This window comes from Nocardia sp. NPDC050406 (assembly GCF_044459025.1).
Classification (GTDB): Bacteria; Actinomycetota; Actinomycetes; order Mycobacteriales; family Mycobacteriaceae; genus Nocardia.
On record NZ_JBITIM010000003.1, the window covers coordinates 224,174 to 246,316 of the forward strand.

The window sequence follows — 22,143 nt, forward strand, 5'->3', positions numbered from 1 at the left end:
ATAACTCGCATCACCCTTCGCTACCAGCGGTTTCGCTGCCTTCCGGCGGTGTGGGCGGCGGCATGGGCGCGGTCGTTCTCCCTACCTTTCGATCAGAGCCACAGCGGCTCATCGAGGTTCGGGGAGGAACCACTATGAACATCAAGTCCACGCTCGTCGCCCTTGTCGCCGCCGTCGGAGTCGGGCTCGCCGGGCCCATGGCGGCGACCGCGAATGCCGGGGGTCTGGCACCGCACGAGAAGATGACCACCGCGCCCAATGGGATGACGGTCACCGTCGGCCACACCGACAACTGGTTCCACCATGTCGCGCCGTTGAACAATATGCCGACCAATCGCGAGGTGTATCTGACCAATACCTCCTACGGGACGGTCGAGGGCGGCAGCGGGAAGATCCGCACCGGATGGTTCGTCGGCTGCGCGGTGGATCTGGATGTCACCTTCACCATCGACGGGGGTATCGGAATCGACGCCGATGCCGAATTGGGCGTCTCGCTCGGGTCCAGTGGGGTGACGCCGCATGCCGGGGTGGGCATTACGCCCTCCATCGGCGGCGGTATCGGGTTCGACCTCGCCATCACGCCGGGCAAGATCACCGATATCCCATTGGGCGAGAAGGAGATCCCCGCGGGCGGCACCGGGTACATCGTCAGCCGCGACTACCGGCTGAAGGTGGAGGGCTGCGGCGGGCCGCTCACCGTGCAGGCGTACACGATCATCGAAGCCAGTTCACCCGAGGCCGATGTCGCCGACTGGGTCATGGGCGATCCCGTCATGCTGTGACGCCGCGCGAACGGGCCGTTCGCCGTCGTGACGGGCAGGGGCATCCGGGCAACGTTGCCCAGGTGACACGGCGAATGGCGCACCGGGCGAGGCGGTGGCGCGGGAGCGTCACCGCCTCGTCGACAGCGTTGGGGCCACGTTAAATTGGATTCATGCAAGCGGGGGAACAATCGAAAACCGAAGGCCGGGAGCAGGCCGAGCAGTCAACCGGCAATGAGGAGTTTCGTTCCCCGCGAGCGCTTTTCGCGCAGCGCTTCGCCGAACTGTACGAGGCGGCGGGCAATCCCACCTTGCGCCGCGTGGCCAGCGCGACCGAAGCGCGGATGCGGGCGGCCAAGGGCTCTCGCCCCGGCGGCGCGTCCGCGCAGCGCATCAGCGATTGGAAAGCGGGCCGAAATGTCCCGGCCCGCTTCGAATCCCTGCTCCCGGTGGTGCTCACCCTCGTCGAATTGGCCCACAAGGCCGGGCATCCCCTGCCGCGCACACTCGCCGAACCCCGGGAATGGCAACGCCTCTGGCAGGCCGCCACCACCTGGAACCCCGAGGACGAAGACGAATCCGCCTGCCCCTACCTGGGTCTCACCTCCTACCGAGGCGAAGACCGCGACCTGTTCTTCGGCCGCACCCGCCCCACCGCCGAACTCACCGCCTTGGTGCGGGCGGCCACCGGCATAGTCGCCGTGGTGGGTGCGTCAGGAGCGGGCAAATCCTCACTCTTGGCCGCCGGACTCGCTCCCGCCCTCGCCGATTGGGAGGTCATCGCCCTCACCCCGGGCCCACACCCGTTGGCGACATTGCTCTATGCGACCACACCAGCGCCCTCGAAATGTGCTGCAACGGCAGCAGTTCCGGACGCTGTGACGCTATCGACAGCAGAGGGCTCAGCGCCGACGACGACAAATCCGCCCGACCCGCACTCCGCGCGAACGTACTCAGGCTCCGGGGACAACACCGTCGCCAGTGCGGCTGGTCCGCAGTTGAACCCCCAGTTCGGTCTTACCAAACCACCCGTAACAGCAGATCCAGCCGATTCAGACTTACCGACAGTGTCGGCTGTGCCCGAAAAGAGCACGGCGACAGTTGGATCCGCGCAAACGAGGGCGACGGCCGAGGCAGCCACCACAACGAAACAACCCGCAGCGGCAGTGCCCGCGCGAGCAGTCGCGACCGCGCGGCCAGCGGCGGAGTCACCGGACGACCACGAGGAAGCCTGCCGAGGCAATCTCGCACCGCACCCCGAGCGTCCCCGTCGCATTCTGATCATCGACCAGTTCGAAGAGTTGTTCACCGTCTGTGCGGACGAGGCCGAGTGCGAGGAGTTCCTGCGCGTCCTCGATACCTGCGCCACGCGGACCGAAGACCCGATCGCCGTGGTCCTGGCCATTCGCGCCGACTTCTACGCTCGCTGCCTCAGCCACCCGGTGCTCCAGGACGCCCTCGAACACCGCAGCTTCCTGCTCGGCCCCATGCGCATCGACGAACTCGCCCAAGCGATCACGGGTCCCGCCCGCGCGGCGGGCCTGGAACTGGAACCCGGCCTGGAAGAACTCGTCATCACCGAACTCTGCGGTGTCGGCGACCATCACCACCCGCGCAGCTACGACCCGGGCGCACTCCCCCTGCTCTCCCACGTCATGGCCGCCACCTGGCAGGAGCGCGAGGGCCGCAGACTCACCGTCGGCGGCTACCGCAAGGCGGGTGGCGTGACGGGCTCGGTCGCCGCGACCGCCGAGCACGCGTGGAACGAACTCACCGAACCGCAGCGCCAGGCCGCCAAACACATCCTGCTGGGCCTCGTCACCGTCGGCCAGGATTCCCGCGATACCCGCCGCACCGCGCGATACTCCGACCTGCTCTCCCGCAGCGAAGACCGCGACGCCGCCACCGCCGCAATGGAATTGCTCTCCCGCACCCGCCTCATCACCCTGGACGCCGAGGCGGTCACCCTCACCCACGAAATCGTCCTCACCGCCTGGCCCCGCCTGCGCGGCTGGATCAACGAGGACCGCGTCGGCTACCTGGTGCGCCAACGCCTGGAAGCCGACGCCGCGGAATGGGCCGCCCACCAACGTGATTCGTCCCGCCTCTACCGCGGCGCACTACTGCGCCAGGCCCTCGACAATGCCGAACCACCACCGGTAGCCGACCTCGCCCGCGAATTCCTCACCGCGTCGAAGCACTCCCGCGACCACGCCCGCCGCCGCTCCACCCGCACCAAGGTCGTCCTGGCCGTCTTGGGCGTCGTCCTGCTCGCCCTGGGTTTCGCCGCCTACACCCAAACCCAACTGGCCGAACAACAGCGCACGGACAAGAACTTCGCCGCCATTCTCGACCAGGCCGACCGCCTCCAGCAGACCGACCCGTCGCTTGCCGCACAGCTCTATCTGGTGGCCGCCGACTTGCGCCCGGGCGACGAGCAGGTGCGAACCCGGTTGCTGCGCACGCAGAACCTGCCGCTGGTCACCTCCACCCCAGCCCACGCCGACGGAATCTACGAACTGGTACGGCTACCCGGCAGCAGCGTCCTGGCCTCGATCGCCTACGACGACACCCTGCGGCTCTGGGATACGGCCGACAGTACCCATCCGCGCCAACTCGGCTCACCAATCGAGAAGATCGGTCGAGTCGCCTTCGCGCCCAATGGAAAACTCATGGCGACCACCACCCCCGGTGGAGCTATCCGACTATGGGACATGACCGATCCGGCCGCTCCGCGTGAGCTCACCTCCCGATCGGACTTCGCCACCGAACCAGGCTTCCGTGCGGAATTCACCGCGGACGGCCGCGCTCTCGTCATAGTGACGACGACCCGGTTGACATTATGGGACGTCAGCAACCCCGCCGTACCGATCTCGGGACCCTCATATCCCGTGTCCAGCAGCGATCCATCGCATCGCGACAATCCGACCATTGGCTGGATGGAGTCCAGTCCGCGGGGACGGTTGGTGGCCTTCACCTACTACGAAGGCATTACGGCGACGGTCCAGCTATGGGACATCAGTGGTCCAACCGCCGCCATCAAGGTCGGCGAGATCGTCCGCGAGGCGAGTTCGACAGGGGAGCTGGCGTTCAGCCCCGATGGCAAGTACCTCGCACTCGGCAACGGGAGCGCCGCTATGGAGCCCCTCGACGAGGAGATGGCGACCGTCGAACTGTTGGACGTGAGCGAGCCCGCCCGCCCCCGCTCAGTAGGCGAGCCGCTGCGAACCACCGAGGACTACGTGTCCACTCTGGCCTTCAGCACCGATGGGCAACTACTGGCGATCGGCGGGAACGAATCCGCGACCCTGTGGAACGTCACCGAACCGGAATATCCGGTCCGCATCGAGAATCCACTGTCGACAGGCAGGGCGACCTGCCGCTTCGGTGAGACCTCCAGGCCGTGCGCGGGTGGCCCTTTGGCCCTGGCTTTCACCCAGGACGGGCATACCCTGGCCGCCGCGGGCCAGGGCGGCGAGCTTCTGATGTGGTCGCTGCCGCCCGCTCACCTGTACGGGCACGCTGGCTGGGCCTACCAGCCGAGTTTCGATGCCTCCGGCGAACGCATGGTGACGCACGCCAGCGACGGCCGAATCATCGTGTGGGACATCCGAAATCAGCGACAGCCCATACGCCTCGGGGAGTACCGGCTCGAACCGGAGTTCTACTCGACCACCTTGTCACCGGACGGCCGCACGCTGCTGCTAACCCACCTCACCCCGGCTGCCACCCAGGTTTTGGATTTGTCCGATCCGGCGCGCATACGTCCGCTCGCGGAGTGGAAGTTGAACCTCGGCAGCCTGGGGTACACGGCCATCACCGCCGACTGGCGGCTCATGGCCACCAACCACGACGACAAGACGATTCGGTTCTGGGACATCTCCGACCGTGCTCGGCCGGTACCGGTCGGGGTGCCGCTGCAGGTGAATTCGAAGTACGCCTGGCCGAGGTTCCTTTCCGACAATCGAGCCCTGCTCGTTCAGGAACTGGGCTCGGAAAAGGAGAACGGATTCGTCATTTCACGGTGGGACGTCAGCGATCTCGAACATCCGAAGCGGTTCGACCTGGCGATCGAGCACGCCTCCCGCGACAATCTCATGCAGCTCACACCGGATTTCCGCACGGTGGTTCTGATCGCCAACGAAACCATGCGGAGCTGGGATATCAGCGACCCGGAACACCCCGTAGAGCTCGGCGAGCCCACCGCGCTGCACACCCGGTCGGTGGGCACCCTCCAATTCACCGCCGATGCCAGCACCATGATCACCACCAGCACCGACGGCACCGTCCAACTCTGGGATTTCACCGACCGCGCACACCCGCGCGGAATCGACGGCCCGCTAACCGAGGCCACCGAAGCCTCCTGGCTGGCCGGGTTCCTCCCGGGCGGCGACTTCGCCTACACCTCGGGCCTCGGCGGCGCGATCCGCCTCTGGGACCTGGACGAATCCCACGCCGTGGATCGCATCTGCGCCGTCACCGCCGACCTGTGGACCGAACAGCTCTGGCAGCGCTACGTCCCCCAACTGCCCTACGCCCCACCCTGCGGCTGACCCCAACTTCAGGCCCATATTCAGGGTTCCCCCCGATGCGCGTCGGTGCTGGTCGCGCCCACTATGGAAGCATGACTTCCCCGAGCGACTGGTCGAGCGGCACGCGGCGCGGCAGTTTCAACGATCAGCTTCACCACCTCTGGCAGACCCGGCCGACGCGGTTGCCGCAGCACGGGCCGATCGCGGGCGTCGCCACCGGATTCGGGCTGCGCTACAACGTCGACCCGGTGCTGGTGCGGGTCGCGTTCGTGATCTCGGCCTTCTTCGGCGGCGCGGGCATTGTGCTGTACCTGGCGTGCTGGCTGCTGTTCAGTCAGCAGGGCGACCAGGTCTCGGCCGCGGAGTCGCTGTTCGGTAAGGGCAGCAGTTCGCAGTCGCCGACGAAAACCATTGTGCTGCTGGTGGCCTTGGGTATCGCGGTGAGCACGGCCGGTCCGGCGGGCGTGGGGCTCGGCGGATCCGGGGTGATCAGCTTCCTGCTCATGCTGGGCGGCTGGTGGCTGCTGTATCAGCGGCAGCCGGAACCGCCTGTGGGCGCGCTGGATTCGACCTATCCCGATGGCATGACCACCTTGGGCTTCCCCGGCACCGGCTTCACGAACGCGCCGCAGTGGACCGGGTATCCGGGCACCACCTCGCCGTACGGGCCCTACACTCAGCTGCCCGATCACTACGAGCCCGATCCGGAGCGCCAGCCCGCGCAGACCAGCGAACTTCGGGCGGAACCGTTGGCCAGCCAAGAGGTTTCGGCCCCGCGCGATGATGCCGCACCGACCCAGGAGCTACCTCGCCCAGACCCGAAGCCGACCGAACAGCTACCCGCAGTCCACAGGACCGAGGTGCTGCGCATCGACGGCGATGTCGTGGAATCCGTGGTGCTGCGCAAGGATTCGGCGGACGAGAATGCCGACCATCCGACGGTGGTGCTGCGCAAGGACGAACAGAACGCGGAATCCACCGCGGGCGAGGACGTTTCGCACGACGAGTCCAGTGCGGAGGATCCGGACGGTGGCACCGGACCGAGCACTCCGCCCAGCCCCGGCGGTGGACCGGCCGACCTGAGCAAGAGCACGCGAACCCTGCATCCGATCCCGCCGAGCGCAGAACCCGTCCGCCGCTCCTTCGGCCCCGCGCCCATCTCCCCCGACTTCGGCCCCACGCCGCCCGGTTGGGATCCGCTCGGTGTCGCGCCGCTGGCCTGGGATCTCCCCGAGCCCAACGCATCCCACCACGTGGCGGTGCAGACTCCGCCCGCACGCCCCCGTTCCCGGTTGACGCCCATGGTCATCGGCCTCGCCATTCTCGCCGCGGCGGCCGCCGGTGCCGCTGCCGCTGCCGGAGTGGACTGGATGACCCCCGGCCGCATCGGCGCCGCCGCCCTGGCGGTCATCGGACTCGGCCTGATCGCGGGAGCTTTCCTGCGCCGCGGCTACGGCCTCATGGTCGTCCTCGCCCCGCTGGCCGGGTTTGTCGTGCTGGCCTCGCTCATCGGCCCGATCGAATTCGATCGCGGCGGTGTGGGCGACCGGGTGTGGGTGGTGCAGAACCCGACCGAACTCGCGCCGGAGTACTCGCTGTCCATGGGTACGGCGACCCTGGACCTGACCAACCTGCGCCTGACGCAGGACAGCTCGACCACGGTCAACTCCCGCATGGGTGACGTCCGAATCATCCTGCCGGAGGGTATGCGAGCCCAGCTCACCTGCAATGTGGACATGGGTGACCAGAACTGCCCGACCGGCATCGTCGGCCCCGCCGAGGGCCCCGTCCTGAACCTGACCGTCAATATGCGCATGGGATCCGTGGAGGTGCAGCGTGGCTGACAACAAGACCCGACGTCCGTCCTTCTCGCTGCTGCTCGCGGGAGTCCTCGCGGTACTGGTGAGCATCTGGGCCTTCATCGGCCCCTCGTCCTGGCCGAATGGACTGTCCTTCGGCTGGATGGTGGTGATCGCCGCCATCGTGGTGGGCGTGATCCTGGTGATCTCCCCGCGCAAGCGCAAGGAGTAGTTCGATACGAAAGGGCCCCGATCCCATTGGGATCGGGGCCCTTTCACGTTTCAGGGAGTGCTCACTCCCATTCGATGGTCCCCGGCGGCTTCGAGGTCACATCGAGTACGACCCGGTTGACCTCCTTCACCTCATTGGTGATGCGGGTCGAAATCCGTTCCAGCACTTCGTAGGGCAGGCGGGTCCAGTCGGCGGTCATGGCGTCCTCGGAGGAGACCGGGCGCAGCACGATCGGATGGCCGTAGGTGCGGCCGTCGCCCTGGACGCCGACGCTGCGGACATCGGCCAACAGCACCACGGGGCACTGCCAGATCTGCTTGTCCAGACCGGCGGCCGTCAGCTCTTCGCGGGCGATGGCATCGGCCTGACGGAGCAGGTCGAGGCGGTCGCGGGTGACCTCGCCGACAATGCGGATGGCCAGGCCGGGGCCCGGGAAGGGCTGGCGCGCAACGATTTCCTCGGGCAGGCCGAGTTCGCGGCCCACCGCGCGGACCTCGTCCTTGAACAGCAGGCGCAGCGGTTCGACGAGGGAGAACTCGAGGTCGTCGGGGAGGCCGCCGACATTGTGGTGGCTCTTGATATTCGCGGTGCCGGTGCCGCCGCCGGACTCCACCACATCCGGGTAGAGGGTGCCCTGCACCAGGTACTCGACCTTGGTCTCGCCCTGTTCGCCGACCACCTCGGCGACGGCGTCCTCGAAGGAGCGAATGAACTCGCGGCCGATGATCTTGCGCTTCTCCTCCGGATCGCTGACGCCCTTCAGCTCACCGAGGAACTTGTCCACCGCGTCGACGGTCACCAGCTTGGCGCCGGTCGCGGCGACGAAATCGCGCTGCACCTGCTCACGCTCACCGGCGCGCAACAGGCCGTGGTCGACGAACACACAGGTCAGCCGATCACCGATGGCGCGCTGCACCAGCGCGGCGGCGACGGCGGAGTCGACGCCGCCGGACAGACCGCAGATGGCGTGGCCGTCACCGATCTGCTCGCGCACGGTGTCGACCAGCGCCTCGGCGATATTGGCGGGCGTCCACGCGGCGGGAATCCCGGCGATCTCGTGCAGGAAGCGGCTCAGAATCTGGTGGCCGTGCGGCGAATGCAGCACCTCCGGGTGGTACTGCACACCCGCGAGCTTGCGGGCACGATCCTCGAAGGCCGCGACCGGCGCGCCGACCGTGGTGCCGGTGACCTCGAAGCCCTCCGGGGCATCGGTGACCGCGTCGCCATGGCTCATCCACACCGGATGCGTGGTCGGCAGCCCGCCGTGCAGCACACCGCCGTCGATGCTGATCTCGGTGCGCCCGTACTCCCGGGTCCCGGTGTGCGCGACCGTGCCGCCCAGCGCCTGCGCCATCGCCTGGAAGCCGTAGCAGATACCGAAGACCGGCACTCCCAGATCGAACAGCCGCGGGTCCAATTGCGGTGCGCCCTCGGCGTACACGCTCGACGGACCACCCGACAGAATCACGGCCTGCGGCCGCATCTCCGCGATCTCCTCGACGGTCGCGGTGTGCGGAACCACCTCGGAGTAGACACTGCACTCGCGCACCCGGCGCGCGATCAGCTGCGCGTACTGCGCACCGAAGTCGACAACAAGGACTGGTCGCTGGGTTTCTGCCACCGCCATAGTCTAATGAGCGACTTGGAGCACACTTGACCCGGCTGTATTTGATTGCCTCCGCTTCGCTCCGGCGGGGTTTGCGGCGCTGGGGGTCTCGATTCTTCCCTCCCTCCGCTCCCCCGCTCCACTCAGTCCAGAATCGAGACGCGCCGCAAACCCATGGAGGCGCGGGAAGCCGCCTTCGCGGATTGCGACGGTGACACCCAGCGGGGTGCGGGCGCGGATTGGCGGACAGGGGTGCCCGGGTTGGCGGGCATTTCGGACAGTGACGACTTTCGGAGCGAGTCACACGGATTGGGCACGCCGGAGCGGGGCCAAAGCGTCGATCTCTGTCGGTCGGTCTGGCTATTCTCTACGCGTGCCATTCGCCCGTGCGATCGATGCCGAGATCCATTACGAGGACAGCGGGGGCGGCGGACCGGTAGTGCTGCTGGGGCACGAATTCCTCATGGACCGAACGATGTTCGCGTCGCAGCAGGCGGCGCTGACTCCCGAGTTCAGGATCGTGACCTGGGATGCGCGGGGGCATGGGCGTACTCGTGACGAGGGCCTGCCCTTCACCTACTGGACCAGCGCCCGCGATGTGCTGACCGTGCTGGACCAACTCGGCGTGCGCCGGGCCGTCATCGGCGGCACCTCGCAGGGCGGGTTCACCGCGCTGCGCACCGCCCTGCTCGCCCCCGAACGGGTGGCCGCACTCATTCTGATCAGCACCGAAGCGCACGAGCCGTCGGAGCGGGAACTGGAGAATGCCCGCAGGTTCCTCGACAAATGGTACAAAAACGGCCCGCGACCGGCGCTGGCCGAACACCTCGCGCAGTGGCTCATCGGCGAGGACGCCTGGTACCGCGCCGTCTGGGTGAAGCGCTGGCTCTCCCGCGACTGGCACGCCACCGAGGTGGCCGCGCGCTGCCTGCTCGGCCGCGACTCCGTACTCGACCGACTACCCGAAATCACCTGTCCCGCACTGGTTATCCACCCCACCAGAAGCGGCGTCTCCCGCGCCCACGCCCGTGAGCTCGCCGACGGCCTCCCCGACGTGCGCTACCTCGAGGTCGAAGGCGCGCGCCAGACCGTCAATATGACCCACCCCAGCGTGGTCAACTCCGCCATCCTGGAATTCCTACGCGACCAAGCGGTTTCGCGCGCCCTCGCCCACACCCGCTGACCCGGGCCACCGAACACCAACGGCCCGTGTCGTTGTCGACACGGGCCGTTGGCGGCAAGTCTCAGGCGCGGACGTTCAGTCCGACCTTCTGGAACTCCTTGAGATCGCAGTAGCCGGTCTTGGCCATCGAACGACGTAGGCCGCCAACCAGATTCAGCGAGCCGAACGGATCGTTGGACGGACCCTCCAGCACCTGCGAGAGCGGCACCCGCTCCTCGTCGATGGCGTAGGGCAGCAGCGCGCCGCGCGGCACCGACGGGTGCGCGGCGGCCGACGGCCAGAACCAGCCCTTACCGGGAGACTCCGCCGCCAGGGTCAGCGGGACGCCCAGCATGACGGCGTCCGCACCGCAGGCGATGGCCTTGGCCACATGACCGGAGGTGAGAATGTCGCCGTCGGCGATGACGTGCACGTAGCGACCGCCGGTCTCGTCCAGGTAGTCCCGGCGCGCGGCGGCGGCATCGGCGATGGCCGTGGCCATCGGCACCCCGATGCCGAGCACCTCACCGGTCGAGGTCGCGCCCTGCATGGAGCCGTAGCCGACGATGACGCCCGCCGCACCGGTGCGCATGAGGTGCAGCGCGGTGCGGTGATCGCTCACCCCACCGGCGACCACCGGCACATCCAGTTCGGCGATGAAGGTCTTGAGGTTCAACGGTTCCCCGTCGCCCACATGCTCGGCGGAGATGATGGTCCCGTGCACCACCAGCAGATCGATACCGGCCTGCACGAGCGCGGGGGTCAGCGCCCGCGCGTTCTGCGGGCTCACCCGCACCGCGGTGGTGACCCCGGCCGCCCGCACCTGCGCGACCGCGGTGGCCAGCAGCTCCGGCTGCATCGGCGCGGCGTGCAGCTGCTGCAGCAGCGTGACGGCCGCCTCGGTGCCCTCCTTCTCCGCCACATCGGTGAGCTGCTGGATCTTGGCCTCGACATCGGCGTGCCGAGCCCACAGCCCCTCACCGTTGATGACGCCCAGACCGCCCCGCTTGCCGAGCTCGATGGCGAACTCCGGCGAGACGAGCGCGTCGGTGGGGTGCGTCAGGAACGGGATCTCGAACCGGTAGGCGTCGAGCTGCCAGGCCAGCGACACCTGCTTCGACGAGCGGGTGCGGCGCGAGGGAACGATGTCGATATCGTCCAATTCGTAGGTGCGCCGCGCGGTTCGGCCCATACCGATCTCGACCATGTCGCGCATCGGGTCATTCCTCTCTGGTTCGTTCGCCACACATGACAAAGCCGGTCCGCGGACGTCCCGCGAACCGGCAATGTCCGGCTACGAACGGGTGGTGTAGTTCGGAGCCTCGACGGTCATGGTGATGTCGTGCGGGTGCGACTCCTTGAGACCCGCCGCGGTGATCTGGACGAACTGCGCCGCCTGCAGGTCCGGAATGGACTGCGCGCCGGTGTAGCCCATGGCCGCGCGCAGGCCGCCGACCAACTGGTGGATCACCTGGTCGAGCGGGCCGCGGAACGGCACCCGGCCCTCGATGCCCTCGGGCACCAGCTTCTTCTCCGACAGCACGTCGTCCTGGAAGTAGCGGTCCTTGGAGTACGACTTGGCCTCGCCGCGGCCCTGCATGGCGCCCAGCGAGCCCATGCCTCGGTAGCTCTTGAACTGCTTGCCGCCCACCAGGATCAGATCACCCGGCGATTCGGCGGTACCGGCCAGCAGCGACCCCAGCATGACGGTGGAGGCACCGGCGGCGATGGCCTTGGCGATATCACCGGAGTACTGCACGCCGCCATCGGCGATGACCGGAATGCCGTACGGCTTGCACGCGGCGGTGGCCTCCAGAATGGCGGTGATCTGCGGCGCGCCGACACCGGCGACCACGCGGGTGGTGCAGATGGAGCCGGGGCCCACACCCACCTTCACCGCGTCCACACCGGCCTCGGCCAGCGCCTTGGCACCGGCGCGGGTGGCGATATTGCCGCCGATGATCTGCACCCGGTCGCCGACCTCGGCCTTGACCTTCTGCACCATCTGCAGCACGCCGGACTGATGCCCGTGCGCGGTATCGACGACCAGCACGTCGACGCCCACATCGGCGAGCGTCATGGCGCGCGACCACGCGTCCTCGCCGACACCCACGGCCGCGCCGACCAGCAGGCGGCCGTCGCGGTCCTTGGTGGCGTTCGGGTACTGCTCGGTCTTGACGAAGTCCTTGACGGTGATGAGCCCGCGCAGCTTGCCGTTGCCGTCCACGATCGGCAGCTTCTCGATCTTGTGGCGGCGCAGCAGCCCCAGCGCGGCGGGCGCGGTGACGCCCTCCTGCGCGGTGATCAGCGGAGCCTTGGTCATCACCTCGGCGACCTGGCGGTTCTGATCGACCTCGAAGCGCATATCGCGGTTGGTGATGATGCCCACCAGGATTCCGGCGTCATCGACGACCGGCAGACCCGAGATGCGGAAGCGGGCGCACATGGCGTCCACCTCGGCCAGGGTGTCGGTGGGGCGACAGGTCACCGGATCGGTCACCATGCCCGCCTCGGAGCGCTTCACGGTCTCGGCCTGCGCGGCCTGCGCCTCGACCGACAGATTGCGGTGCAGCACACCCATACCGCCCGCCCGGGCCATGGCGATCGCCATGCGGGCCTCGGTCACGGTGTCCATGGCCGAACTCACCAGCGGCGTGCGCAGCGAGATCTCCCGCGTCAGCCGACTGGATGTATCGACCGAGCTCGGAATGAGGTCCGAAGCCGCAGGAAGCAACAGCACGTCGTCGAACGTGAGCCCCAGCATGGCGATCTTGTTCGGATCGTCGCCGCCCGTCACGGGACTGCTCATCGGATCGACCCCTCCTGAACCTCGGCAATGCCCACCGGAGGTGGTCCCGGCGGACGAATGGATTGATTTCGATACCGATGATTGCTACCCGGCATCTGCCCGTCCATGGTATCGGTCCCGCAACCCAGCCGTTTCATTGCCTCCGCTTGGCTCCGGTGGGTTCGCGAGCCGTGTCGTATTCGTCTCGTAGCGGCGCGGTGTCGTGGGGCCAATACCATGATGCGGGCAGCTATGTGAGGGCAAATGGGTGTCAGCGCTGGCGCGAGGGGGGGACTTCTGCGTACCGTGGACCTGTGCGTGACCATCTACCACCTGGCCTGCCGCCGGATCCATTCGCCGGAGACCCCTCCGACCCGTCGGCCGCGCTCGATGCCATCGAGCCGGGGGAGCCGCTGGATCCTCACGAGCGCCTAGCGGTCGAAGAGGATCTCGCCGACCTCGCGGTCTACGAAGCGCTGCTGGCGCATCGTGGCATCCGCGGTCTCGTGGTGAGCTGCGAGGACTGTCGGCAGGATCACTACCACGATTGGGATATGTTGCGCGCCAACCTGCTCCAGCTGCTGGTGGACGGTACGGTGCGACCGCACGAGCCCGCGTACGATCCGACGCCCGAGGCCTACGTGACGTGGGACTACTGCCGCGGCTACGCCGACGCCTCGATGAACGAGGCGCTGCACGGCGACGGGTTCGACGGCTTCGACGTCTGATTCGCGGTCACCGGGGTCCCGCGTGACCAGCCCGGTGGACCACGGCTCGCCCAACAACAAAGAACCGATCACCTACCGGTGATCGGTTCTTCCGTGTTTCACAGCTATTCGAACAATTGTGCCCGTGCGCGATTCGGCTTGCGCACCGGGCAATTTCGACGCATTCGCGCAATCGACGACTCGTCCTCAGCATCCCCTCACCGGATACTGCCGTGAGCCGCTGTCGATGATCAGCGAATCGTGCCGCCCGGCGCGGGAACCTGCGTCAGCGGCACCGTCGGCACCAGCGTCTGCTGCGGCACGGTCGGCGGGGCCTGGGTCTGCGGCTCAGGCTGTCCCCCGCCGATCGTTCCGCCATCCGAGGTTCCCGTGGGCACCACCACCGAGGTGGGCGGCTGCCCGGCCGGGACCGTCGTGGTCGGAACCTCCGGTTCGATCGATGGTTCCGGAGGTTCCGTGGTCGGCACCGTCGGCTTGGGACCCGGATTGGTGGGTGCCGTGGTGCTGCCGTCGGTGGGATCGGTGCCCAGGATTCGTGGATCGGGTGTGGGGCTCACCGAGATATCCGGCTTGGTCGGCGCCGTGGTGTCGCCGCCCGCACCGGGTTCGGTCGTCGTATCGGTCGGCTTGACCGGCGACGTCGTGCTCGGCAGCAGCGAAGCCGCGATCGAAGGAGCCTTCTCGTTGAGCTGCGCCAGCACTCGCTGCCACTGCTCGTTGAGCTCGTCCTTCTTCTCGGCGTCGTTGACCTGATTGACATTGGTCTCGGCCCGCACCAGCAGTGCTTTGGCCTCCTCCGGCTTGCCCTGGTCGATCAACGTCTGTGCCCGCTGCATATCGCTGTCGGCACGATTGACCACGGTGGTCTGGGCCTGTTCGGAGAACACGACCTCCTTGACCCGCCACAGCGGATCGCCCGGTTCGGCGCTGTAGGAGAACGCCGTCATACCACCGATGATCAATGCGACAGCCGCCGCCGCACCCATGAGAGGGCGCACCAGACGTAGTCGCCTACTGCCCTGTGCTCCGATCCGCGCTTGCCGAGCGCCGATCTCTTGATTGACCGCGGCGACAATGGAATCCAGGTCCGGTCCGGCTGGCATCGGCTCGTTGACGATTTCGGCTCGCCAATTCGCCAACAAGGCCGCGAGTTGATATTCGTCGGCACTGCCCGTCTGGACAGCGCCGTCGCCAGCAATGGCGTCTATCAACTCGTCGTCGCGACGTACCGCCGCGATATCGACCGGCCCGGTGTCACCACCGGACGCCTCGGCGTAGGGACCGCTGTTGTGCGATCCAGATCGCGCCTTCCAGTCGCCCCGACCGCGCTCGCCATCCCTAGCCATACATTTCACCTGCCCTCGCCACTTGTGACTTGAGTTTCGCGAGTGCCCTGTGTTGGGCGACTCGTATAGCACCCGCTGTACTGCCCACAGCGACTGCGGTTTCTTCGGCTGACAAACCCATGACCAGGCGCAGGATCAGGATCTCTCGATGTTTCTCCGGAAGCGTCGCCAGCAGTTTGTTCATCTGGCGACTGGTTTCGGATTCGAGAGCGCGCTGCTCCGGCCCGTGGTCGGTGGATATGACATCCGGTACTTCGGCCATGGCGTCCGCCTTGTTACGGGCGGCATTGCGATGGGCGTCGGCGACTTTGTGCGAGGCGATGCCGTACACGAACGCCATGAACGGTCGGCCCTGGTCCTGATAGCGGGGCAGGGCTGTCATGACGGCCAGACATACCTCCTGCGCCACATCGTCCGCGGAGAGCTGTCCACGCTCGGCGGCTCCGATACGCGCGCGGCAGTACTTCACCACGAGGGGGCGGATGCTCTCCAGTACCTGGGAGAGGGCAGACCGGTCGCCCTGCGCAGCGGCAGCGACGACGGCGGGGTCCAACTCCTCACCCGTGTTCTTCATCGTCAGAGCGTTTCCTGGCGTTACGAGTGGCACGTCGGCCGAAGGACCGGTGCTTCCGCGAGGGCGGAACGGTCCAACAATAGCGGGCGACGCGGGATCGGGGTCACTCACGGGGGACAGTGAGATATCAGCTCGCCGAACGCAATCGCCCGCCGCGACCGGCCAACAGCCGAGCGCACTCGGCGGCTTCGGCGGCGGCCGCGCTGGCAGGGTCGATCCCGGAGCGCAGCATCGCGCAGGCCCAGCGCAGCGGGAGCAGCTCGAATTCGCGGCACTGGTCAGCGGTTTCGGCGGCGAGCAGGCGGGCGCGATCGAGGTCTCCGGCGGCGGCCGAGGCGGCCGCGAGGAGTAGACGGGACTTGACACGATGTCGGACCGACGGAGCCCGCTCGGCGAGCGCCAGCGCGGCTGCGGCATGCGCCAGCGCGGGGTCGGCAAACGCGGTGGGGGGCTCGACGGTGGCGTCCGCTGAGTCGGCGGTCCCGCCTGGATCGCCGATGCGGGTGGCCTCCCGCGCCGACTCGCCAACACCGGCCGCATCCCGCGCTGACTCGCCAACCCCGGCGACATCCCGCGCCCGCATCGGGACAAACCCGGCGTCCCCCTGGTCAGGCGGGGTTATGAGCCCCGACCCCGGGGCGAACAGTGCGGTCTCGGCACTGACCCAGTGCAGGCGAATGCGTGGTCGCCAGGACTCCTCGGGCACTGGCAGGTAGGCGCGGCAACGGTCCAGCAGTCGAGCCGCGAGCGCGGGCCGCCCCGTGCCGAGGGCATCGGCCGCCAGACCCGTCAACGCGTCGCAAACCGCCTCGGCATGCGCGATCGCCACGAGCCGCGCGGTGGTGACGGCGTCCGCGGCGGGCGAACCGGAGAGCACCGACACCGCGAGGTCGGGGAGGGTGAGGGCGGCGGCGTGGCCGTCGGATATGGCGGCGCGGGCGTGCCAGCCGAGTTGGCGCAGGAGGGAGCCCTCGGTGCTGTGGGTGAGGGACAGCAGGATCGGGTCGCGGGTGAGGCGGCGGGCGCGGGTGAGCTCGGTGCGGGCCGCGGCGTAGTGGCCGACGCCGCCGAGGGCCACCGCGCGCAGCCAGGATTCGGCGGCGTCGGAGGCGGCGGGCAATTCGACAGCAGCACGGGCGGGGGTGGGGCCGAAGGCGGTGTCGGCGAGTACGGAGTTCACTTCGGACACAGGCACGGGCGCACTCTATCGGCGCAGTCGAGGGCATCGAACGCGGCCGCGCATAGCACATTCTGCTAGCAAACTTTCAGCATTCTAATGCGGCGTTCTGTTTCCGTTCTGTAAATCTGCGCTCGCAATCCCCTAGCACGTCCGTATGGAATTCGTATGCGTATCGCATTATTAACCTGGAAGCCTCGAAGTGGCCACCTCTACCGCACTCATATTCCGCTTGGCAATGGCTGAGATCACCCATTGCCACATCCGCACATGACCACGCAACGCTCGGATTCACCTGGAGAAACACGCTTTGAGCTGGGGTTTTGTGGCCGACCACAAGGCCGTTCGGCACCCGAGCGAACCTGGGCAACCGATCAGTATCACCACAGAACGCCCTCGTTGTAAATAGCAAGCGCGTTAATTCTCGAATTCGGCGGAATTCGAATCTTCGCGCGCGAGGCTATTGACGGCATTTCGTTGTTCGACCTAACGTACGACATCGCCGTCATCGGCGCGCCTCGAAAATTGCGACGCCCGATGAAGTGCGATCGCCGGGCGCCGGCGATGCGGCCCACTGCCACACCAGCACCGCTCGACAATGCCGACGAGCTCGCACCATGAGGAGTTCACAATGCCTATGCCGACCCACCTCCCTGGTCCGAACGCCGACGTCTGGGACTGGCAGATGCGCGGATCCTGCCGCGGGCAGGACTCGTCGGTGTTCTTCCATCCCGACGGTGAGCGCGGCCGCGCGCGGTCCCAACGGGAGCTGCGCGCCAAAGAGATCTGCCGGGCCTGCCCGGTGCTCATGCAATGCCGCTCGCACGCGCTGAAAGTGAGCGAGCCCTATGGCATCTGGGGAGGAATGTCGGAAACGGAACGGGAGATGCACGCGCGCCGCAACCGGCGGCGTGTTGTCGCCTGAGGTCTCCGGGTAGCCGTGTGACGCCTGTACACACCGTGTGACTTCGGATTTTTTCCCATCCGCGCGTGGCTATGCCTCGAATTCCTAGCAAACAACCGGCCACTGCCCGGCGCGGGTCGGTTGTGTCCGACCTTCACGGCGTGTCTCTCGAAGACGATGTGCGTGTCGGGCGAAATGTCGGAAAACCACTGGGCGACAGTCTTTTTGCCGATCACCCCCCGCGAGAGGAGGTCATAGCGGCACGCTACGGTTGTGCGCGATGACACAGAACGGAGCGTTGTGACAACGCGGCCGCCGGCCGCAGAGGGCGACTCCTTCCAGGGCGCCATCCCACCTCGCGTGGACTCTGCGGTGACGGCTCGCGCAGCCGAAAGCCTCGAACTCGCCGCACTTCTCGAACGCTGCGGGCAGTCGGATCAGGCGGCATTCGCCGAACTGTACGACCGCACCAGCGCTCGGGTATTCGGACTTGTCCTACGTGTGTTACACGATCCCGGATACGCGGAGGAGACCACCCAGGAGGTCTACCTCCAGATCTGGCGCACGGCAGCGAATTTCGACCCGGCGAAGGGTTCGGCCGTCACCTGGCTCATGACTCTCGCCCATCGTCGCGCCGTCGACCGCGTACGCGCCGAGCAGGCCCACGCCCTGCGCGAGGTCGCCTACGGAACCAGCACCCTCGGTAACGAATTCGACGAAGTCACCGAAGAAGTGGGACGACGGCTGGAACAGCAGGCGGTCCTGCAGGGTCTGGCCACACTCACGGAGACGCAACGGGAAGCCATTTCGCTCGCCTACTACGGCGGACGCACGTATGCCGAGGTAGCGGCATACTTGGGCGTAGGGTTACCTACCGTTAAGTCCCGTATTCGGGATGGACTGACGAGACTCAAGAAAAGTTTGGGAGTGACGTGAGATGAACGAAAGCCAGATCGATCTCGCGCACACTGTCGCGCTCGGATCGATCGGCGACGAAGATCAGCGCGCAGTGCGGGAACTACTGGATACCGCCAACCCCACCCTCCGCGCGGACTTCACCCTCGAAGTGCAGCAGACCCGGGAAGCCTTGGCCCTGTACGCAGCCGCCGCCGCGACACCACCGCCCGCCGCCCTCCGTGACCGCGTGCTGAGCGCGATAGCCGCCGACCACCCCCCGGCCACCGTCATCCCCCACCCCCGCGCCGCCGTCCACCCCGGCAACGGCCGCCGCGCCGTCCGCGACTGACCCTCACACCGCTCCGAATCCCGTAAGGCCCCCGGACAATCCACCCGGGGGCCTTACGCATTCCCGGACTCTTCGGATACTCGTGCCCGCTGCTGACGCAGCGGGCACGAGGTAGAAGGCAGGAAGCGAGAATCGGCCGCCCCACGAACCGCATGGCTCAGCGTCCCACGGACCACACGGGGCCAGCGCCCCACGAACCATCGGAGTGGTTGTTCGAGCGCCTGTCGCTGGTTCGGTCATCCGCTGGGTGCGGCGGGTGGGGGTCCGTCTCAGGGTTTTCCCTGAAATTCGTGGGGGCGCAGGGTATTTCGGGTGGATTGGCGTAGCGGGGGGACGGGTCGGGCCGATCAAGATCAGTGGGCGCGAGAGTCGCGCTCGATCAGGAGGTCGGTTGTGATGGGTACAGGCACTCGTGGCGTGCGACGGAACCTGTTGCGGGGCATTGTCGCGGGAGCGTTGTTGATCGCTCCCCTGACCGCCGTGGCCACCGCGCAGGCGGATATCTGTATGCCCGGGGAGATCGGGTGCACGCCGGGGACGCCGAAGGATCCCTACGGACCGGACGGATACGACTCGTTCGGGCGGGATCGCTCCGGGCGCGATCGCAGCGGCTACGACTCGTTCGGGTACGACGCCTTCGGCCGCGACCGGTCGGGATACGACGCGTTCGGCCGGGATCGATTCGGGCGGGACCGCAGCGGCTACGACCGGGCGGGATACGACCGCGCCGGGTACGACCGGGACGGCTACACGGCCGAGGGTTGCGGGCGCGATGGCAACGACAAGCCCGAGGCCGACAAGGTCGCGTGCGACGAGCTTCGGGAGCGGCAGCGGGCGGCGGTCCCGAGCGGCAGCGCTGGCTAGCACCCGTGCTTCGCCGATCTTGCGGGTGCCCAGGCGCAGCCGCGCGACGCCGACACTCTGGGTTCTCGGTCGGAGAGTGCCCCGGGTGCTCGGCCCGAACATGACGATGCCCCCGGACTTTTCGGTCCGGGGGCATCGGCGTATCAGCGTGGGCCGCTCACTCAGTGCGAGTGGCCGTGGTGGCCGCTGTCGGCCTCTTCCTCGACGGGCTTGTCGACGATGGCGCTCTCGGTGGTGAGCACCATGCGCGCCACGGAGGTGGCGTTCTCGACGGCCGAGCGAGTGACCTTGACCGGGTCCACGACGCCCTCGGTGACCAGGTCGCCGTAGGTGAGGGTGGCGGCATTGAAGCCTTCCTTGCCCTCGGAGACCTTGGCGACCACGACCGCGCCGTCCACGCCCGCGTTGCTGGCGATCCAGTACAGCGGGGCGGTGAGCGCCTGGCGCACCACGTCGACGCCGATGGCCTCGTCGCCGGAGAGCGAGGCGCGCAGGTCGGCCAGCTTGGTGGCGGCCTGCACCAGGGCGGAGCCGCCGCCGGGGACGATGCCCTCGGCGACCGCGGCCTTGGCGGAGGAGACCGCGTCCTCGACGCGGTACTTGCGCTCCTTCAGCTCGGTCTCGGTGGCCGCGCCGACCTTGATGACGGCGACGCCACCGGCCAGCTTGGCCAAGCGCTCCTCGAGCTTCTCGCGATCCCAGTCGGAGTCGGTGGTCTCGATCTCCTTGCGCAGCTGCGCGACTCGCGCGTCGATATCGGCCTGGGTGCCAGCGCCCTCGACGATGGTGGTGTCGTCCTTGGTGACGACCACGCGGCGGGCCTTGCCCAGCACCTCGAGTCCGGCCTCGCGCAGGTTGATGCCGAGTTCGGGGTTGACCACGGTGCCGCCGGTGACGATGGCCAGGTCGTCGAGGAACGCCTTGCGGCGGTCACCGAAGAACGGGGCCTTCACGGCAACGGCCTTGAGGGTCTTGCGAATCGCGTTGACCACCAGGGTGGACAGCGCCTCGCCCTCCACGTCCTCGGCGATGATCACGACCGGCTTACCAGTTTCGGCGATCTTCTCCAGCAGCGGCAGCAGATCCGGCAGCGAGCTGATCTTCTCGCGGTTCAGCAGGATGTAGGCGTCCTCGAAGACGGCCTGCTGGGTCTCCGGGTCGGTGGAGAAGTACGGCGACAGGTAGCCCTTGTCGAACTGCACGCCCTCGGTGACGGCCAGCTCGGTCTGCAGCGAGGAGGACTCCTCGATGGTGACCACGCCGTCCTTGCCGACGGTGGTGAGCGCCTTGCCGACCAGCTCGCCGATCTCCTCGTCGCGCGAGGACACGGTGGCGACCTGGGCGATGGACTTCTCGTCCGAGACCGGGGTGGCCGCGGCGATCAGCGCGTCGGCGACCGCGGCGGCGGCCTTGCTCATGCCCAGGCCGAGGCTCATCGGGTTGGCACCGGCGGCGATATTGCGCAGGCCGCCCTTGATGAGCGCCTGGGCCAGCACGGTGGCGGTGGTGGTGCCGTCACCGGCGACATCGTTGGTCTTGGTGGCGACGCTCTTGACCAGCTGCGCGCCGAGGTTCTCGAACGGGTCCTCGAGATCGATCTCGCGGGCGATGGTCACGCCGTCGTTGGTGACGGTCGGGCCGCCGAAGGCCTTGGCCAGCACCACATGCCGACCGCGCGGGCCGAGGGTGACCTTGACGGCGTCGGCCAGCTTGTCGACGCCGCGCTCCATGGCCCGACGAGCCTTCTCGTCGAACTCGATCTGCTTTGCCATGTGTTCCTACTCCTGTGGGTACGGGGATCGGGGGCCCAGCCCCCGCACCCCCGAAGGGAAGTCGGGTGAGGTGATCGGAGTCGAACTCCGACGCACGCCTGTTCCGGGGCGAACCGCCGAACGCACTCCGCCCCGGGTCGGTGGCTGGTGACCAGCTGCGACACCGGGGCGGCAACGCTCGGGGTTCAGGGATGCCCGGCGAATGCCGGACGGTCCCTGGGGATTCGGGGCCGAAGCCCTGAGGGTCCCCGGAGAGTTGGGCGTTCCTACTTGGTGACGACGGCCAGCAGATCGCGCGCCGACAGGATCAGGTACTCCTCGCCGTTGTACTTGATCTCGGTGCCGCCGTACTTGCTGTAGATGACGACGTCGCCTTCCTTGACGTCCAGCGGAATCCGCTTCTCGCCCTCATCGTCCCAGCGACCGGGGCCGACGGCGATGACGGTGCCCTCCTGGGGCTTCTCCTTCGCCGTGTCGGGGATGACCAGGCCGGAGGCCGTCGTCGTCTCGGCCTCGTTGGCCTGGACGAGGATCTTGTCCTCGAGCGGCTTGATGTTCACGCTCGCCACGTTGAGCCCTCCACTTTCAGGGGATAACTTCTCGCCCGGGGCGGTTCCCCGGACTCACGGTTTCGGTCACGGTGCAGACCGCC

General features: G+C 67.7%; 18 protein-coding genes. 10 read left to right on the forward strand and 8 right to left on the reverse strand.

The genetic code is table 11. The annotated features are described in order from the left end of the window. Window positions 1-134: 134 nt before the first annotated feature. The 4 genes from ACIBH2_RS24635 to ACIBH2_RS24650 all read left to right on the forward strand — a co-directional run bounded on the left by ACIBH2_RS24635 (window position 135) and on the right by ACIBH2_RS24650 (window position 7,324). Window positions 135-782, forward strand: a complete 648-nt coding sequence (locus tag ACIBH2_RS24635) for an MspA family porin (RefSeq protein WP_397121444.1) — start codon at window positions 135-137, stop codon at window positions 780-782. 152 nt (window positions 783-934) lie between these two features. Continuing rightward, complete coding sequence (locus ACIBH2_RS24640) at window positions 935-5,314, forward strand: hypothetical protein (RefSeq protein WP_397121446.1); 4,380 nt, start codon at window positions 935-937, stop codon at window positions 5,312-5,314. A gap of 71 nt (window positions 5,315-5,385) precedes the next feature. Beyond that, the gene (locus ACIBH2_RS24645; RefSeq protein WP_397121449.1) at window positions 5,386-7,137 is read left to right on the forward strand and encodes a PspC domain-containing protein; all 1,752 of its coding nucleotides are present in this window, start codon (window positions 5,386-5,388) and stop codon (window positions 7,135-7,137) included. Then, complete coding sequence (locus ACIBH2_RS24650; RefSeq protein WP_397121451.1) at window positions 7,130-7,324, forward strand: hypothetical protein; 195 nt, start codon at window positions 7,130-7,132, stop codon at window positions 7,322-7,324. Before ACIBH2_RS24645 ends, ACIBH2_RS24650 begins: the two co-directional genes overlap by 8 nt. 61 nt (window positions 7,325-7,385) lie before the next feature. On the opposite strand, the gene guaA is transcribed toward ACIBH2_RS24650, so the two are convergent. Continuing rightward, a complete protein-coding gene (gene guaA, locus ACIBH2_RS24655) occupies window positions 7,386-8,951 on the reverse strand; it encodes a glutamine-hydrolyzing GMP synthase (RefSeq protein ID WP_397121454.1) in 1,566 nt (521 codons plus the stop codon). 352 nt (window positions 8,952-9,303) lie between these two features. Between guaA and ACIBH2_RS24660 the strand changes: the two genes are divergently transcribed. Further along, on the forward strand, window positions 9,304-10,113 hold the full coding sequence (locus tag ACIBH2_RS24660) for an alpha/beta fold hydrolase (RefSeq protein ID WP_397121456.1): 810 nt from the start codon (window positions 9,304-9,306) through the stop codon (window positions 10,111-10,113). 61 nt (window positions 10,114-10,174) lie between these two features. On the opposite strand, the gene ACIBH2_RS24665 is transcribed toward ACIBH2_RS24660, so the two are convergent. After that, entirely contained in the window at window positions 10,175-11,308 is a 1,134-nt protein-coding gene (locus tag ACIBH2_RS24665; protein ID WP_397121459.1) for a GuaB3 family IMP dehydrogenase-related protein, read from the reverse strand. Window positions 11,309-11,386: 78 nt separating this feature from the next. Then, complete coding sequence (gene guaB / locus ACIBH2_RS24670; RefSeq protein ID WP_397121461.1) at window positions 11,387-12,901, reverse strand: IMP dehydrogenase; 1,515 nt, start codon at window positions 12,899-12,901, stop codon at window positions 11,387-11,389. Window positions 12,902-13,194: 293 nt separating this feature from the next. On the opposite strand from guaB, the gene ACIBH2_RS24675 reads away from it, so the two are divergent. After that, on the forward strand, window positions 13,195-13,608 hold the full coding sequence (locus ACIBH2_RS24675; protein WP_029923780.1) for a DUF5319 domain-containing protein: 414 nt from the start codon (window positions 13,195-13,197) through the stop codon (window positions 13,606-13,608). Window positions 13,609-13,838: 230 nt separating this feature from the next. On the opposite strand, the gene ACIBH2_RS24680 is transcribed toward ACIBH2_RS24675, so the two are convergent. The 3 genes from ACIBH2_RS24680 to ACIBH2_RS24690 all read right to left on the reverse strand — a co-directional run bounded on the left by ACIBH2_RS24680 (window position 13,839) and on the right by ACIBH2_RS24690 (window position 16,723). Further along, on the reverse strand, window positions 13,839-14,954 hold the full coding sequence (locus ACIBH2_RS24680) for an anti-sigma-D factor RsdA (protein ID WP_397121463.1): 1,116 nt from the start codon (window positions 14,952-14,954) through the stop codon (window positions 13,839-13,841). After that, on the reverse strand, window positions 14,947-15,528 hold the full coding sequence (locus tag ACIBH2_RS24685) for a sigma-70 family RNA polymerase sigma factor (protein WP_397121466.1): 582 nt from the start codon (window positions 15,526-15,528) through the stop codon (window positions 14,947-14,949). The genes ACIBH2_RS24680 and ACIBH2_RS24685 overlap by 8 nt, the downstream gene beginning before the upstream one ends. A 127-nt stretch (window positions 15,529-15,655) precedes the next feature. Then, window positions 15,656-16,723 (reverse strand): hypothetical protein, encoded by a 1,068-nt coding sequence (locus tag ACIBH2_RS24690; protein ID WP_397121468.1) that lies wholly within the window; start codon window positions 16,721-16,723, stop codon window positions 15,656-15,658. A 613-nt stretch (window positions 16,724-17,336) separates the two neighbouring features. On the opposite strand from ACIBH2_RS24690, the gene ACIBH2_RS24695 reads away from it, so the two are divergent. From ACIBH2_RS24695 to ACIBH2_RS24710, 4 genes are all read left to right on the forward strand, one after another. Further along, on the forward strand, window positions 17,337-17,630 hold the full coding sequence (locus ACIBH2_RS24695) for a WhiB family transcriptional regulator (RefSeq protein WP_397121470.1): 294 nt from the start codon (window positions 17,337-17,339) through the stop codon (window positions 17,628-17,630). Window positions 17,631-17,969: 339 nt separating this feature from the next. Further along, the gene (locus ACIBH2_RS24700) at window positions 17,970-18,545 is read left to right on the forward strand and encodes a sigma-70 family RNA polymerase sigma factor (RefSeq protein WP_397121472.1); all 576 of its coding nucleotides are present in this window, start codon (window positions 17,970-17,972) and stop codon (window positions 18,543-18,545) included. A gap of 1 nt (window position 18,546) precedes the next feature. Then, on the forward strand, window positions 18,547-18,855 hold the full coding sequence (locus ACIBH2_RS24705) for a hypothetical protein (protein WP_397121474.1): 309 nt from the start codon (window positions 18,547-18,549) through the stop codon (window positions 18,853-18,855). Window positions 18,856-19,251: 396 nt separating this feature from the next. After that, window positions 19,252-19,719 (forward strand): hypothetical protein, encoded by a 468-nt coding sequence (locus ACIBH2_RS24710; protein ID WP_397121476.1) that lies wholly within the window; start codon window positions 19,252-19,254, stop codon window positions 19,717-19,719. A 161-nt stretch (window positions 19,720-19,880) separates the two neighbouring features. Here the strand turns inward: ACIBH2_RS24710 and groL are convergent, their stop codons facing one another. Both groL and groES read right to left on the reverse strand, forming a co-directional pair. Beyond that, entirely contained in the window at window positions 19,881-21,491 is a 1,611-nt protein-coding gene (groL, locus tag ACIBH2_RS24715; protein ID WP_397121478.1) for a chaperonin GroEL, read from the reverse strand. 266 nt (window positions 21,492-21,757) lie between these two features. Further along, window positions 21,758-22,060, reverse strand: a complete 303-nt coding sequence (gene groES / locus ACIBH2_RS24720) for a co-chaperone GroES (RefSeq protein WP_029923772.1) — start codon at window positions 22,058-22,060, stop codon at window positions 21,758-21,760. Between the last annotated feature and the right edge of the window lie 83 nt (window positions 22,061-22,143).

What these genes read in the sequence shown, in the direction of transcription:
- ACIBH2_RS24635 (WP_397121444.1), top strand. Translation starts at nt 135, where the DNA reads ATGAACATCAAGTCCACGCTCGTCGCCCTTGTCGCCGCCGTCGGAGTC.
- ACIBH2_RS24640 (WP_397121446.1), top strand. Translation starts at nt 935, where the DNA reads ATGCAAGCGGGGGAACAATCGAAAACCGAAGGCCGGGAGCAGGCCGAG.
- ACIBH2_RS24645 (WP_397121449.1), top strand. Translation starts at nt 5,386, where the DNA reads ATGACTTCCCCGAGCGACTGGTCGAGCGGCACGCGGCGCGGCAGTTTC.
- guaA (WP_397121454.1), bottom strand. Translation starts at nt 8,951, where the DNA reads ATGGCGGTGGCAGAAACCCAGCGACCAGTCCTTGTTGTCGACTTCGGT.
- ACIBH2_RS24665 (WP_397121459.1), bottom strand. Translation starts at nt 11,308, where the DNA reads ATGCGCGACATGGTCGAGATCGGTATGGGCCGAACCGCGCGGCGCACC.
- guaB (WP_397121461.1), bottom strand. Translation starts at nt 12,901, where the DNA reads ATGAGCAGTCCCGTGACGGGCGGCGACGATCCGAACAAGATCGCCATG.
- ACIBH2_RS24680 (WP_397121463.1), bottom strand. Translation starts at nt 14,954, where the DNA reads ATGGCTAGGGATGGCGAGCGCGGTCGGGGCGACTGGAAGGCGCGATCT.
- ACIBH2_RS24685 (WP_397121466.1), bottom strand. Translation starts at nt 15,528, where the DNA reads ATGAAGAACACGGGTGAGGAGTTGGACCCCGCCGTCGTCGCTGCCGCT.
- ACIBH2_RS24695 (WP_397121470.1), top strand. Translation starts at nt 17,337, where the DNA reads ATGCCTATGCCGACCCACCTCCCTGGTCCGAACGCCGACGTCTGGGAC.
- ACIBH2_RS24705 (WP_397121474.1), top strand. Translation starts at nt 18,547, where the DNA reads ATGAACGAAAGCCAGATCGATCTCGCGCACACTGTCGCGCTCGGATCG.
- ACIBH2_RS24710 (WP_397121476.1), top strand. Translation starts at nt 19,252, where the DNA reads ATGGGTACAGGCACTCGTGGCGTGCGACGGAACCTGTTGCGGGGCATT.
- groL (WP_397121478.1), bottom strand. Translation starts at nt 21,491, where the DNA reads ATGGCAAAGCAGATCGAGTTCGACGAGAAGGCTCGTCGGGCCATGGAG.